Annotated in this window: 14 protein-coding genes and 1 other annotated feature (1 of these 15 cut by a window edge); of the genes, 3 read left to right on the top strand and 11 right to left on the bottom strand. The window is 29.6% G+C overall.

Annotated features, from left to right (window positions below; all coding sequences use genetic code 11):
• The 9 genes from DY168_RS05400 to hcp form a co-directional block, all read right to left on the bottom strand.
• Complete coding sequence (locus DY168_RS05400; protein WP_115640837.1) at positions 1 to 1,080, bottom strand: ABC transporter permease; 1,080 nt, start codon at positions 1,078 to 1,080, stop codon at positions 1 to 3.
• A gap of 370 nt (positions 1,081 to 1,450) precedes the next feature.
• The gene (locus DY168_RS05395) at positions 1,451 to 1,723 is read right to left on the bottom strand and encodes a hypothetical protein (RefSeq protein ID WP_115640836.1); all 273 of its coding nucleotides are present in this window, start codon (positions 1,721 to 1,723) and stop codon (positions 1,451 to 1,453) included.
• Positions 1,724 to 2,557: 834 nt separating this feature from the next.
• Complete coding sequence (gene trmB / locus DY168_RS05390) at positions 2,558 to 3,199, bottom strand: tRNA (guanosine(46)-N7)-methyltransferase TrmB (protein ID WP_115640835.1); 642 nt, start codon at positions 3,197 to 3,199, stop codon at positions 2,558 to 2,560.
• Positions 3,200 to 3,361: 162 nt separating this feature from the next.
• The gene (locus DY168_RS05385; protein ID WP_115640834.1) at positions 3,362 to 4,012 is read right to left on the bottom strand and encodes a site-2 protease family protein; all 651 of its coding nucleotides are present in this window, start codon (positions 4,010 to 4,012) and stop codon (positions 3,362 to 3,364) included.
• Positions 4,013 to 4,029: 17 nt separating this feature from the next.
• Complete coding sequence (locus tag DY168_RS05380) at positions 4,030 to 5,079, bottom strand: hypothetical protein (RefSeq protein ID WP_115640833.1); 1,050 nt, start codon at positions 5,077 to 5,079, stop codon at positions 4,030 to 4,032.
• A 29-nt stretch (positions 5,080 to 5,108) separates the two neighbouring features.
• Positions 5,109 to 6,110 carry a phosphodiester glycosidase family protein gene (locus DY168_RS05375; protein ID WP_115640832.1) on the bottom strand — a complete coding sequence of 334 codons (1,002 nt, stop codon included), beginning with the start codon at positions 6,108 to 6,110 and terminating at the stop codon, positions 5,109 to 5,111.
• A gap of 328 nt (positions 6,111 to 6,438) precedes the next feature.
• Entirely contained in the window at positions 6,439 to 7,140 is a 702-nt protein-coding gene (gene deoD, locus DY168_RS05370) for a purine-nucleoside phosphorylase (protein ID WP_115640831.1), read from the bottom strand.
• Between the two features lie 293 nt (positions 7,141 to 7,433).
• Positions 7,434 to 8,084, bottom strand: a complete 651-nt coding sequence (locus DY168_RS05365; RefSeq protein ID WP_115640830.1) for a nitrite/sulfite reductase domain-containing protein — start codon at positions 8,082 to 8,084, stop codon at positions 7,434 to 7,436.
• 212 nt (positions 8,085 to 8,296) lie between these two features.
• Positions 8,297 to 10,147 carry a hydroxylamine reductase gene (gene hcp / locus DY168_RS05360; RefSeq protein WP_115640829.1) on the bottom strand — a complete coding sequence of 617 codons (1,851 nt, stop codon included), beginning with the start codon at positions 10,145 to 10,147 and terminating at the stop codon, positions 8,297 to 8,299.
• A gap of 314 nt (positions 10,148 to 10,461) precedes the next feature.
• Here hcp and DY168_RS05355 point away from each other — a divergent pair, with 314 nt between their 5' ends.
• Positions 10,462 to 11,127, top strand: coding sequence for a hypothetical protein (locus DY168_RS05355; protein WP_115640828.1), 666 nt, complete (start codon positions 10,462 to 10,464; stop codon positions 11,125 to 11,127).
• A gap of 86 nt (positions 11,128 to 11,213) precedes the next feature.
• Positions 11,214 to 11,741, top strand: a complete 528-nt coding sequence (locus DY168_RS05350) for an amidase domain-containing protein (RefSeq protein ID WP_115640827.1) — start codon at positions 11,214 to 11,216, stop codon at positions 11,739 to 11,741.
• Here the strand turns inward: DY168_RS05350 and DY168_RS05345 are convergent.
• Complete coding sequence (locus DY168_RS05345) at positions 11,734 to 12,285, bottom strand: signal peptidase II (RefSeq protein ID WP_115640826.1); 552 nt, start codon at positions 12,283 to 12,285, stop codon at positions 11,734 to 11,736. The genes DY168_RS05350 and DY168_RS05345 overlap by 8 nt on opposite strands.
• Before the next feature lie 170 nt (positions 12,286 to 12,455).
• Between DY168_RS05345 and rd the strand changes: the two genes are divergently transcribed.
• On the top strand, positions 12,456 to 12,614 hold the full coding sequence (rd, locus tag DY168_RS05340; protein WP_104409476.1) for a rubredoxin: 159 nt from the start codon (positions 12,456 to 12,458) through the stop codon (positions 12,612 to 12,614).
• 224 nt (positions 12,615 to 12,838) lie between these two features.
• On the opposite strand, the gene asnA is transcribed toward rd, so the two are convergent.
• Complete coding sequence (gene asnA, locus DY168_RS05335) at positions 12,839 to 13,846, bottom strand: aspartate--ammonia ligase (RefSeq protein WP_115640825.1); 1,008 nt, start codon at positions 13,844 to 13,846, stop codon at positions 12,839 to 12,841.
• 127 nt (positions 13,847 to 13,973) lie between these two features.
• Positions 13,974 to 14,222, bottom strand: a binding site (T-box leader); it runs 4 nt beyond the window's last position.

Raw genomic sequence — 14,222 nt, 5'->3', positions numbered from 1 at the left:
TCACCCCTTCATCCCCAAGGCCGGCTTGATATTAAGAATACGTCTGGCAGGAATTAAGATAGATATTAGCCCTAAAAGATTAGTTATAATAAATGTACCTATAGACCCTAACAAATATATATCCCCACTATATATTTTTATTAAACCGAACTTTATTATGAAAAAATACACTAAAGATCCAAATATACATGCAGATATAGTAATTTTCAAATATTCAAAAACTAACTCTAATATAATTTTAGTATTTGTACCTCCCAATGCTTTCTTTATAGAAATTTCTCTAGATTTTGATAATATCCAACTTATACATATGTTAAAGGTATTTAAGAATACCACCGCTATTAAGACTAAAACTACTGATAGAACCTCAAAAGAATCTATAAGTGATTCCACAATAGGATTTCTATTCTTATTATTTTCTTCTATCATAGAAACCTTCCCATCTAAAGATTTTAAATCAGTATCCAAATCATTGTAGACTTTCTTAGTATTAATTGCTGAATCTATCATATATCCCTCATTGTTAATATTATCAAAGGCATTTAAATAAGAATTAAAATTAATCAAAAAGTTTGAGTCAAACTTTGATTCCCTATCTTCATATCCCATGACCCCTATAACTTTATAGTTTATAGATAAATACTGAAAATATTTAGTTCCATCTATGTCTTCACATTTATCATAGACACTTTTTCCAACAACCGCTTCAGGCTTATCTTCTAAAAAACTCTTCTCCTTGAAAAATTCACCCTTTAACATGGGGTACATGTTTTCTATATTTTTGAACTTACTAAAATATATAGCATTTCCATTAAGAGCTCCAGGATTTAAACCCCTTTTTTCAAAATATATGTTGTCATAATCATTAAGTTTTTTCATAAAATCATTAGGTGAAACCCTTTCACAATTTTTAATTTCAAATAAAATAGCATTTTTAGAAGTTAAATCATTTAATTTAAGCTGATCTTCTATTGCAGATTGTATTGTTGAAATAGATAATGCCATAAATATTGTTATTACAAAGAATATTATAAATATATATACTGACTTTTTATTTTTGTATAATATACTTTTTATCATGTATTACCTCCAATCTTTCTCCAAGAAATATGTAGTAATTATATATATACCCTTACTTAAGGCACATTAAAAAAATAATAGACCAATCTACTTGTTTATTTTGTATCATGCTGCGTCAACAGAACCTTCCCATAGTTTAACTATCAGAAGAACCTGTTTCCTTGTATGACGCAAAATATACTTCGTATTTTTGGTCTATTATTTTCTTTCATATTCCTAACGCTTTAACTTCTTAGGTGAATAAAAGCTATTCAATTAGGGTAATCTTATATTACATAGCTTTTAACTTTGCAATTAAATATATATTTTATTAAGTTACATAAATCATATAGTTAAAACAATTCACTATTATAAGTAATCATGGATTATTTTAAGTAGGCCAATACCCAGATGTTGCATGTCCTATTCCTTTTATTTGATTAGTTTGTGAATATGTCACTCCTGATTTTGTTGCTGATGACATTCCAATTTTTATTTTAGTTACATGTGCTTTATCCCATTTTGTATGTGCATACCCTTCACAATATGGACCTACTCTCCATGTCTCTGAACCATGTTGTGCATCCATTGCCATTACTGGTACAACTATTGATAATGTCAATACTACAGCAAACAATAATGCTTTAATTTTATTTTTCACCATCAACCACTCCTTCGTAAAAATTTCATTTCAACATTGATGAAATTAAGACTAAAAATTATCAATAAGAAACATTCTTAAATGTGTTCTTCCTTGAATTAATTATACCATACATTTCCTCTTGTTACAAGACTCCATCATAATTGGTTTGAGTCAAGTAAAAGTGGGCAACTATTTTATTTAACCTATTATCCATTATTTTACATGGGGTATTTATAATTTACCCTACCCGTTTTTACTTCTAATTGTAGCTAAAACTTCCAAATTCTTTTAATTCACAAAATTTTTGTATTACTTTTCTTCCCAAGGTAACCGCGGCTCCACTACACAGAATAGGCACGGTATGTATCTTATATTCTTTAGATTTCGTACCCTTTATATAGGTAATAAATATAAGAATAATCTTGGAGCTACAGTTGGTAAAAACTTATCTATACTGTTTTTAATTATTATGATGATTTTATCAATAACAAGTTTATTATTTAATTAAAAGATTAAATAATAAAGGCTTTATTTAGTATTATGGTATATACCTATGAAAAAAAGAGCAACAGCTTTTTACTTGCGATTGCTCTAATTTTTTTATCTTGCATTGATAATCCTATAATTATTCTACCTTGAAATTTTTTAGTTGCTTTATTATAATTAATAAGTCTTTAAGCATGGCTATAGATTTAAATATTAATTTGTCCGATGGCTACCATGCGTAACCCCCATATCCTCTTCAAGGTGGGGGATGACGGCTGCTACGCCCCTAGATAAGTTCTTCTAAGACTCAGATGGAGAGATGTATTCCTTATACGCAAACTCCTCCTGAGTCTAAGAATCACTTGATCTCTACTTAAGCTTAGCCCTCAAAAACATTATCTTCATTCCCTTACTTCGGAATTTCTCTTCGTATTCTGTCATGATGTTTTCTTTAAAGTCTGAATTATGAAGATCGTAGGTATGGTAAAGCAATTCAAATCCACTTTCATTAAAGTACTCTAGTGAATCATTAAATAATTCTTTATCATCACTTTTAAACCAAATCTCACTTTCAGGTTGTAAAAAGGTTTTGTATCTTTCTAGAAACCTTGAGTGGGTAAGCCTTCTTTTGTTATGGCTTAATTTAGGCCATGGATTACAAAAATTAATGTATATCCTAGATATTTCATTTTTATCAAATACTTCTTCTATAAATGCAATTTCTAAAGGTATGAGTCGTATGTTATCTACTTCCCTTTCTACTTCATTTACTTTTCTTAAGGCATAAACTAGAACTTCATCTTTTAAATCTATACCAATAAAATTTATATCTTTATTAGCCTGTGCTTGTGTACCTATAAATTTACCTTTTCCACACCCAAGTTCTAGATAGATAGGATTACTATTATTAAATTCCTCTTTCCACTTGCCTTTTAATAGTTTTGGTTCTGTTATTACTTCTTTGCTTTGTTCTAGTTCTGGTCTTGCCCACCATTTTTTTCTAAGTCTCATTTTTCCTCCTTGTAATAATGCTATAAAGCTTTTTAATACAAGATACGCTCATATTAAAAAGCTTTTGCATATGTAACATTATATGTTTTTATTTTAAATTTCTAATATTATAACATAACTTCTTTGTATTTAAATTCAAATGTCTATGTTGGTTTATTAAACTTACATACCCGTAAGTTTAAATGAAACATTTATGAGACCTTGTGCTAAAGCGCGTGCAGGATTCCCAACTAAATACGAAGATATTGGTGATACTATAAATATGATTAATATGATATTTTGATATCTATTTATGGTTTCTGAATATTTATTAAATTCTTTAGGAAACATATCTCTTAAAATATGAAATCCATCGAATCCGGGTATAGGCATAAGATTTAAGAAAAATAACATGCAATTAATTGTTAGGATAGGTTTAATAATTGCTATTAATATACTTACAAGCCTTCCCCCAACATAAAATTTACTCATAAATATAACTAACGCAAGTACTAAAGCACTAAATACCGCTAAAAATAAGTTTGCCAAAGGCCCCGCAAGAGATACCTTTAAATCATCTTTATATCTATTTTTAAATGCATAAGGATTTACCTGTACAGGCTTAGCCCACCCAAAACCTAGAAGTAGAATCATTAAAAACCCTACTGGATCAACATGCGCTATAGGATTTAGGGTTAATCTGCCCTGAAACCTAGGTGTTTTATCGCCTAATCTGTCTGCAACTAAAGCATGAGCATATTCGTGTAAGGTAAAACCTAATAAAATTGCAGGTACACTTAAAATGATACCTAAAACGTCAAAATTTCGTAACATAGTTGTCCTCCTAAAAATTAATCGATCTTTGTCTTTACTAACTTACCTTGACTCGAACTTGCTATACCGTCTTTGTAAATCTGAAGAAATCTTCCTTCATACTGTACCTCTTTTCCACTTATAGCATCTTTAAGTACACCTTCTAATTTAGCATTAATATATACTTTTCCATCTCCTGTTACATGTATATCTTCTTTATTTGCTGGATTAATTAAATTTATCTTATTCCAACTTCCTGTACTATCTTTTAAATTACCATAAACTATGGTCTTTATCTTTTCGTTATCTTTATCGCCTATATAAATTATATCTTCATTATCTACTCCTAATATATTAGGATTATTTATACCAGGGATTTCTATAGGATTTTTTATTTCTGTTGAATATATTTTTTTATAGGTTATATCTTCATATAATAAATTATCCTCACGAGTTAATACCTTTATGTTACCTATTATATGAGACCTGGTTTCAACTTTGTTTATGTCATGCATTATATTTACCCTATATATTGAAGATTTATTTCCTGCTTGCATGCCTTTTACATATGTAGTATTAGTAAGAGATACAGATATATCCTTTATATATGCATCTGCATTAACCTTAGCCAGATTTACTATCTTACCATAATTATCAGCGATTTCACCTTTTTCATTTTTACCTGCATCGTAGTAGGTGAGCTTTAATACAGTTGTACCATTACTTGCAGGCATCTTTTCTCCAATGAGCATTCTATTTTGATTTGAAAGCCATGTATAATATGTTATGGTACATCCCTTTTCTGCTTCGACCTTTTTTTTGTCTCCAGTAATAGTATTTATAACTTCAATAGCTTTTTCATCATTATAAGCTAAATACTTGCTTGTAAAGGATACTGTAATGTTCTGATACTCTTCAGGTACTAATATATCTACATTACTCTTCTTTTCTTCTTTTTTTTCCACCTTTTTAATTTTCATATTCGAAGTTCCCTTAGCTAAATAATAATTGTTTATATAGAATAATCCTATCAATTGGATAGAAAGTGATAATATTCCCCATAAAATAATTCTTTTCATATGTTTCATCTAATTCTCCCCTTTGACAGCTATTTATACTATTTTACATACATACAAGAGGCACCTGTTCTTTCTCCTGTACTATCGCTTGGAGTGTTTATCACTTCGTCTTCATAATACATAGTTGAAGATGATCCACCATCTAAATTAGTGGCATTTACTGCACCACACTCTAACATTGCGTCTTGAATATCCTCTAAGGTTGCTCCAATTCCTGTAAAACTTCTCCCTTCAGTAACTAACATAATTATAGCACCATCTTCCCTTTGTCCTATAGCTGTTCTAGGTGCACTTCCCCAACCTTCTACATTGACCCTTTTACCATTTACTATAACGGCTGGTCCGAAACTCACGGCTTCTGTAGCGCCAAGCTTTTTAAGTTCAGCTACGCTATAGGGTCCTACTAAAAGCCTACCTTCCTTTGTTAATGCAACCATGTCTCTTTCTTCACCATCTACAAGATCATTGTGTATTATCTCACCATCAGCTAATATTAGACCTTTAGGGTTAGCTCCTGTACCCGTCCACTTTTTACCTCCATTGGTATCCTCAAAGGATCCACCATTTATAGCTGCCACAGCCTCCTTATCCCTAGCCATCTCACTAGTAAGCTGTCCTTCTTTATAAAGTTTACTCGTGTATCCAACCTTAACTCTTGTAGGATCATTAACTATTAATATATATCCTTTAAATTTACCCGGTTTATGTATATCTTTCCTATCTATATTTTCATCATGATTTTTAGGTAGTTTAATATCATTAGAACTTAGATCTTGCTTTACACTTTCATCATTATGACCACCTAATATACTATCTATTCTTTCCTGTGATAAAAATGAAGTAGCTATCCACTGATGACTTAATGTTGTCATAGCTGAACCTACTAGTGTCTTTGTTACATTTTTAAATGGTCCATAGTAGGCTATAATTGGTGCAGTTGCTATTGTAAATATAATCTCGAATATAATAAATCCAGTAAATAACTTCCACGAAAACTTATTTTTTTTCTTCTTTTTTATTTTCTTAGAATTCTTATTCATTCTTCTTCTCCTTTATAACTTCATTTATCTAGGACTCTATTTCCTATACGATGTTTTTTGTAAATTAGTTATTTAAATATAAATTTCTAGAATTACATACTAATATAATCCTAGAATATTGTTTGAAAGTTTTAAAATCTTTTTTATTATATAATTTATTCATTATAAAAGCAAATATATACTTTATATTATGGCTATAATATACTTATACAAAACGTTGTTAAATATCATAAAAAGCTTTAGTATTGCTGTAAATAATACTAAAGCTTTATTCTTTTAATTAATATCCATTAATATATCAGTTGAATATATTTAATTCTATATTACTTTATTCTGCTATTTCTAGGGCAACTTCCATCATTTGAGTAAATGTCTCTTGTCTTTCTTTTGATGTAGTCTCTTCTCCCGTTAACATGCTATCGCTAACTGTTAATATGGATAATGCTTTTCTATTAAACTTAGATGCTATTGTATAAAGCGCAGTAGTTTCCATTTCAATTGCCATAACACCAAACTTAGCCCATTTTTTCCAAGCCTCTTTATCATCTTGGTAGAAGCTATCTGCTGTAAATACGCTTCCTGCTTTAACATTTATTCCAAGGCTAGTTGCATAATCATAAGCTTTCTTTAAAAGTTCAAAATTTGCTGTAGGTGCATAGTCTTTGCCATCAAATCTTATCTTATTTATAGCGGAATCCGTACAAGAACTCATAGCTAAAACCATTTCCCTAACTTTCACATCTTCTTGCATACTACCACAAGTTCCTACCCTTATTAGTGTTTTAACATCATAGCTTTGTATAAGTTCGTTTACATATATTGATATGGATGGAACTCCCATACCTGTACCTTGCACAGATATTCTTTTCCCCTTATATGTTCCTGTATATCCATACATACCTCTAACTTCGTTATAGCATATAACATCTTCTAGAAAGTTATCTGCTATAAATTTAGCCCTTAATGGATCTCCTGGTAATAACACTGTATCTGCAATTTGACCTTCTTTTGCTCCTATATGTACACTCATTTAAATCCTCCTTAAAATAGACGGCATCTTTAAATCTAACATCCTCACTCTAACACAGCTTAATATATAAAATTTCTCTTCCGATGCCTACAATATTATTAAAGTATATAGCATATATTAACTTTTTTCAATATGTGCTGCTCCTTTAACTATATCATTAGTTATAACCTTTTATATTTAAAATAGTAACTTGACTTGACTTGAAAAATCTTAAGGGTAATCTTGTAGTTTTACTATCTATAACATACCGTGTAATAACAACTATGTGCACTTCATCTCCCAATAACATTTTTTTATAATACAGACTTTTTAAATTCTTCTAGTCCTATCCTATCAATAAAATCTCCTAGTTTTTCTCCAAAAGTTGCTGTTTCGTTATAAAAATTCAATACTCTCTCTACTAATTCATAAGCCTCTTTTTCACTTATATCTTTAGCTATTATATCCGCAAGTCTTGGGTTAAATCCTGCTGATCCACCTACTACAACTATAAACCCAGATTTATCAGCTATAACACCAACATCTCTTGCATAGACACTTCCACAAGCATTTCTACATCCTGCAACGCCTATCTTAGTTCTATTTGGCATTTCAGCTCCATAAAACTTATTCAATAATTTCATTCCAATACCAATAGTATTATATTTTGATCTTTTACAAAACCCTGCTGGGCACATCTCCACATTTTTAACCGAATATTGACTTTTAACTGCTGGTTCCATACCAAGTTCTTCCCAAATCTTAGGTAAATCTTCTTCTTTTAAATTTGTTATCATTATTCTTTGACCTGAAGTTATTTTAAGTACCCCATTATACTTTTTAGTTACTTCTGAAATTTTTATTAAAGTATCAGGAAGTATAAATCCTGCTGGTATAAATGGTGTAATTGCAAAAGTTCTCTTTCCATCTCTTATCTTTTGAAGGTTTCCGTAATGTTCTCCCATAATGAATCTCCTTATAATACATATTTTTTTATTTTATCAATAAAATTGCACCTAAATTCACTAATACCGTAATCTATAAAAGTCCTCAATATAATTAAATTTTATCTGTTAAAATTCAATATATCAAGGACTTTTTATAATTATCATTTGTTAGGTATTTTAAAAATATTTGTTAACCTATTTATTTTTAATATACCTTGATTATATGGATCTTATCCTAATATTTCTTTTATATCATTTTCTGCATTAGTTATTGGGCTAATTCCAAAGTTATCCACTAAAACTTGTAATACATTTGGTGATATAAATGCTGGTAATGTTGGTCCAAGCTTAATATTCTTTATATCTAAGGATAATAATGTAAGTAATATACATACAGCTTTTTGCTCATACCAAGATAGTATTATTGAAAGAGGTAAATCATTAACTCCACATTCAAAAGCATCTGCTAAGGCTAAAGCTATTTTTACTGCTGAGTATGCATCATTACATTGTCCTACATCTAACAGTCTTGGAAGTCCTGCAACTGTTCCAAAGTCAAGCTTATTGAATCTATACTTTCCACAAGCTAAAGTCATTATAACTGTGTCACTTGGAAGTGATGTTGCAAGTTCAGTGTAATAGTTTCTTCCAGATTTAGCTCCGTCACATCCACCTATTAAGAAGAAGTGCTTTATTAAACCTTCCTTTACTGCTCCTACTATTTCATTAGCATGACTTAATGTAGCGTTATGTCCAAATCCTACTAATATTTTCTTTTCATCTTCATCTTCATTCCATCCACCAAGTTCTAAAGCATGATTTATAACTTCGCTAAAATCTTTAACTCCATTTTCATCTGCTAATATGTGGTCACATCCTGGAAATGCTACTACTCCTGAAGTAAATATTCTATCCATATAACTTTCTTTTGGTTTTTGAATACAATTTGTTGTCATAAGTATAGCTCCTGGAATATTATCAAATTCCTTTTGTTGATCTTGCCATGCTCCACCAAAGTTACCTACTAAGTGAGAGTATTTTTTAAGTTCTGGGTAAGCATGTCCTGGAAGCATTTCTCCATGAGTATATATATTAATACCTTTTCCTTCTGTTTGCTCTAATAATTGTTTTAAATCTTTAAGATCATGACCTGATATTACTATGAAAGGTCCTTTTTTCTTTGTAATTAGAACTTCTGTAGGTTCAGGATGACCATAACTACCAGTATTAGCTTTATCTAATAGTTCCATAATTTTAAAGTTAACTTGTCCAAGCTCCATATTTAATCCTACTAAATCACTTACAGATAAATTATTATCTAAAGTACTCATAAGGCCCTTATAAAAGAACTTATTTACTTCTTTATTTGTAAATCCTAGTACATATGCATGGTGTCCATAAGCTGCCATACCCTTTAATCCATAAACACAAAGTTCTCTTAATGAACGTATATCTTCGTTTAATGACTTGTCTACCATTACGCCAAACTTTGCAGCATCTTTTATCATGTCTTCTACTAAAGATGGAGCCATATAATCTGCTTCTTCAAATCCTTTTATATCAACATTTCCTGCTAAAGTTTTTACTTCTCTTTTCATTTCATTAGCTTTATTTATTAATTGAACTAATCTTTCATCATGGAAGTTAACATTAGTTAATGTAGTAAATAATCCATCCATCATGAATCTATCCATTTCATCGCTTAATTCAATACCTTTTTCCATAGCTTTAAAGCCATAAAAACCTATTCCCTTTAATTGATGTATTAAAAGATCTTGTAGTGCAGCAACATTTGCATTTTTACCACATACCCCTACTTTAACACAACCTTTTCCGCCTACAGTTTGTTCGCATTGGTAACAAAACATTTCACTTTGGATTTCTTTTTTTAGTGAGAGTCCTTCATTTAATGAATCTACCAATTCTTTAACATCTATACCATGTATTTCAGCTGCGTCCTCTAAAGATTCCATTTGTGATGAAGGGCATCCTATACACCCTAGTCCTTTTGACATTAATATCTCAGCTGCTTTTGGGTTAACCTTTAAAACGTCACCTATTACAGTTTCTCTTGTTATCATATGATCAATTCCTCCTTGAGATTTATTTAATTTTTTAACTATCTTTATTCATATTCCAAAGGGTAATTTTTATATTATTAATATTTTTAGTTTCTTTTGGAATACCTTATGATGCTATTTTACTAGACATAGCTTTTATTATCGGTAACAGATGTTACACTACTTTAATTTATTTTATTCAAGTAATATACTTAAAGGTTATATATGAAATATTATTAATATTTTATTTTTTGTAATATATGTTACCGACAAGGGTAATATAATTTTATATTATTATGTAAGATAATTAATTGGTTTTGAAAGGAGAATAATATATGAGTAAATTTTTAGCACCTATACATTCATGGCTTTTTAATAAAATAAAGGTTTCTGAAATGTTAGAAAAAGATATAGTGGAGGCCTTTGATAAAAAGTATGGTAATGCTTCTATTATATATGAAGATATAATTAATAACTTAGGACATCCTACAGAAGATCTTCCCCTTGAGGATATTATTGATAAATCTAATATTCATGGGTGGCTTCAAGAAAAGATATCTTTAACTGAAAAAAGAACTGCGGCCTTAATTACAGAATTTACTTTAAAATTTGGTGAAGATTCTAAAAGTATCATTATAGATGCCTTTAAAGCTCAAGGAGAAATCTGTGGAAAAGAAGTTAAAGAGGATTCTCCTCTAGAAAGTCCAAGAGATTTATTTAAAGCTGTTAATAATTACATTTTAGAAGGTATGCCTTGTGATAATGTAAATAGCGTATCAGAAGATACTGAGCATAATTTGAAATGGATTACTTCTAAGTGTCTTCACAAGAAGTATTGGGATTTAGTAAATGGAGATATAAACATATTTTATACCCTAAGGAAGTCTTGGATTGAATCCTTTATAGAAACTATAAATCCGATGTTCATCTACAAACAGATTATACAAGATAATAATGGAGATTATACTTTTATAAACTCCATATATAAAAAAGATGCTTAGTTATCCTTGTATTAATTAAGGTATAATATAGCCTCCTTAAATATATATTATTATTAATAGTATTTATTTAAAGAGGCTATATTAATATGAATAAATCATATAGACAAAATTCTTATAAAAGATATAATGCTACAACTTATGCAACAACTTATGCCTTAAATCACAATCCTAATTATAGATACTTTCCTATTTCAGGTGACACAAGTGGAAATTGTGCTAACTTTGTATCACAGTGTTTATTTGCTGGTGGTGCCCTTATGGACTTTAATCAACATCATCCTTGGTGGTATAAAAAATATAATAGAAATGTAATGAAGGATACTTGGTCCATTTCCTGGGCTGTAGCCCATTCTCTATATTACTTTTTAAGAGTAAATGAAAGTATTAACTCCCCCTACGTAAAAGGTTTAGAAGTATCTAACAAAGAGCTTTTAGAGGTTGGAGACCTTGTGTTTTTTGAAGATAATAGACACGTTATTTTTCATTCAGCTATTATAACCTCTTTTATAGGAAAAGAGCCTTTAATCTCTCAAAATTCCTTTGACGCTTTGAATATCCCCCTTAGAACTTATTGGGATGCTTATAAAATACATTTTGTAAAGATTATTATTTAATTAATAAATCTTCCTTAATAAATTTAAAGTAATCTTTTACTATTTTCTTTTCATCTAACTTTAAAACATCTTCCCAATCTTTTATAGCACAAAAAACTACTATAACTTCAAAAATAGTTATATATATATCCTTTAAGTCAAAAATAAAAAAATTCTTAATCATTATATAGTCTAGACTTCCATTCCAAAAACATTTATCTATTAATGAACATAGTCCTCCTGAAAATAAAAATATTTCAACCAATTTAACTATTTTATTTCTTCCTCTTTTATTATAATAATATTTAAATCCATAATACGCTAATGTTAAAGTTATTAGAACTAAAACTACATGCAAATTCCTTCCAATTCCCAAATTAAGCATGGAGTTCATCCAAGAATATTTATCATTTAAAAAAGGTTTGAAATAAATTAAATCATCTATTATTTTTATGTATACACCATAGTATCCTTTAACTATTAACTTTATACCTTGATCTAGTAGTATTAAAATCAGAACCCATAAAACCGTATTCACATTACCTTTTGTGTCTTTATTTATCATCTTATTGTTACTCCCTTACATTTACTATTGTAAAATTTGTTCACATTACGTAAATTATTCTAGCATATAAAATGAAGTTTTTCAATTTTTCTTATTTAAATCCATCTTAAATATGGTAAAATAAATAAAATGGTATTAACACTATCAAATGTAGGATAGGAGAGATGATTATGAAAAAATATGTATGCGTAGAATGTGGTTATATATACGACCCTGAGGTAGGCGATATTCAAAATGGTATATCAAAAGGTACTTCCTTTGATGACATTCCAGAAGATTGGCTTTGTCCTGTTTGTGGAGAAGGTAAGTATGTTTTCGAAGAATTATAATAATAACATTTAGGATTAGATTTAAACAGGATAGACTCTTTCTTTTATTAACTAAGGAATATATTCTCTTTTCTAATTAGCTTTTAAATTAATTTTAATCCAAAACAAAAGAACTCTTGATTATTTCATATAAATCAAGAGTTTTTATTTGTTAAATCTTTTTAACAACTATATGCAAATGTTCAGTGCTATCTCTATATTGTGGAAGCTCGAAATGTCTACTGTTAAAGCAAATCAACATTACTTTCTTTACAAATCTTATGTATTTCTTCACCCCATAAAGAAGCTTGAACTTCTCCAATATGAGCTTTTCTAAGGAAATACATACATATCCTTGACTGACCTATTCCCCCACCTATAGTATAAGGTAGCTTACCTTCTAATAACATCTTATGAAATTCTAATGATCTTTTATGATTGCAACTTGCAATACTTAGTTGTTTTTCTAGTGTTTTTTCATCTACCCTTATCCCCATAGAAGATAGTTCAAGTGCAATATTTAACACTGGATACCAAAATAATATATCTCCATTTAAGTTCCAATCATCATAATCTGGAGCTCTTCCATCATGCCTTTCACCTGACTTTAATACTCCTCCTATTTGCATTAAAAACACTGCCTTCTTTTCTTTACAAATAGCGTGTTCTCTTTCTTTTGATGTTAACTTTGGATACATGTCTTCTAACTCCTGGGTAGTTATAAAAAACATTTCTTCTGGCAAAATCTTATTTAAATTATCATATTCACTACAAATATAGTCTTCTGTTTCTTTAAATACCTTATATATGGACCTTACTATACCTTTTAAAGTTTCTTTATTTCTTTCTTCTTTCAAGATAATCTTTTCCCAGTCCCATTGATCTACATATATAGAGTGTATATTATCTAAATCCTCATCTCGTCTTATTGCATTCATATCAGTGTAAAGGCCTTCACCTTCCTTAAATCCATATCTATGTAAAGCCATCCTCTTCCACTTAGCTAGTGAGTGGACTATTTGAGCTTCTCGCTCCTTTAAAGCTTTAATTCCAAAGCTTACAGGTCTTTCTATTCCATTTAAGTCATCATTTAATCCAGTATCACTAGTTACAAATAAAGGAGCAGATACCCTTGTTAAATTTAATGCTTCTGTAAGATTATCTTCAAAATAATCCTTAACCTTTTTTATAGCAATCTCTGTTTCTTTTATATCTAGCGTAGTTTCATATCCTTTTGGTATTATTGTTTCCATGTCATTCCTCCAACTTTCTGTCACCTTACAGGCTTTTTAACTTTAAAACGTTATAATGATAGGTTCATCACTATTTCAATAAATATAACCAAATTCACTTAAATAAAAAAAGTCCTTCGTCCTAATAAATTAGGACGAAAGACTAAACTTTCGCGGTACCACCTAGGTTAACTAAAATAGTTCACTTAATCAGTACAGAATGAATGAATCAATTCGATACTGTCCTATTTTTAACGTTTAGGCCCCGTTCAATGCTACTCTCTTAGATTTCGCTTGAAAGCTCTAGGATGTTCTTCATTATAAATTTAGTATAGGACTTCCACCAACTCCCACTCGCTAAAACTTACCTTTATAATTACTCTTCCTGTCAATGCTT

The organism is Clostridium putrefaciens, from assembly GCF_900461105.1.
GTDB lineage: Bacteria > Bacillota > Clostridia > Clostridiales > Clostridiaceae > Clostridium_L > Clostridium_L putrefaciens.
This window is presented reverse-complemented; position numbering and strand designations above follow the sequence as displayed.

Bases quoted from the DNA above. Each gene is read 5' to 3' on its own strand.
- DY168_RS05400 (WP_115640837.1), bottom strand. From the start codon at position 1,080: ATGATAAAAAGTATATTATACAAAAATAAAAAGTCAGTATATATATTT.
- DY168_RS05395 (WP_115640836.1), bottom strand. From the start codon at position 1,723: ATGGTGAAAAATAAAATTAAAGCATTATTGTTTGCTGTAGTATTGACA.
- trmB (WP_115640835.1), bottom strand. From the start codon at position 3,199: ATGAGACTTAGAAAAAAATGGTGGGCAAGACCAGAACTAGAACAAAGC.
- DY168_RS05385 (WP_115640834.1), bottom strand. From the start codon at position 4,012: ATGTTACGAAATTTTGACGTTTTAGGTATCATTTTAAGTGTACCTGCA.
- DY168_RS05380 (WP_115640833.1), bottom strand. From the start codon at position 5,079: ATGAAACATATGAAAAGAATTATTTTATGGGGAATATTATCACTTTCT.
- DY168_RS05375 (WP_115640832.1), bottom strand. From the start codon at position 6,110: ATGAATAAGAATTCTAAGAAAATAAAAAAGAAGAAAAAAAATAAGTTT.
- deoD (WP_115640831.1), bottom strand. From the start codon at position 7,140: ATGAGTGTACATATAGGAGCAAAAGAAGGTCAAATTGCAGATACAGTG.
- DY168_RS05365 (WP_115640830.1), bottom strand. From the start codon at position 8,084: ATGGGAGAACATTACGGAAACCTTCAAAAGATAAGAGATGGAAAGAGA.
- hcp (WP_115640829.1), bottom strand. From the start codon at position 10,147: ATGATAACAAGAGAAACTGTAATAGGTGACGTTTTAAAGGTTAACCCA.
- DY168_RS05355 (WP_115640828.1), top strand. From the start codon at position 10,462: ATGAGTAAATTTTTAGCACCTATACATTCATGGCTTTTTAATAAAATA.
- DY168_RS05350 (WP_115640827.1), top strand. From the start codon at position 11,214: ATGAATAAATCATATAGACAAAATTCTTATAAAAGATATAATGCTACA.
- DY168_RS05345 (WP_115640826.1), bottom strand. From the start codon at position 12,285: ATGATAAATAAAGACACAAAAGGTAATGTGAATACGGTTTTATGGGTT.
- rd (WP_104409476.1), top strand. From the start codon at position 12,456: ATGAAAAAATATGTATGCGTAGAATGTGGTTATATATACGACCCTGAG.
- asnA (WP_115640825.1), bottom strand. From the start codon at position 13,846: ATGGAAACAATAATACCAAAAGGATATGAAACTACGCTAGATATAAAA.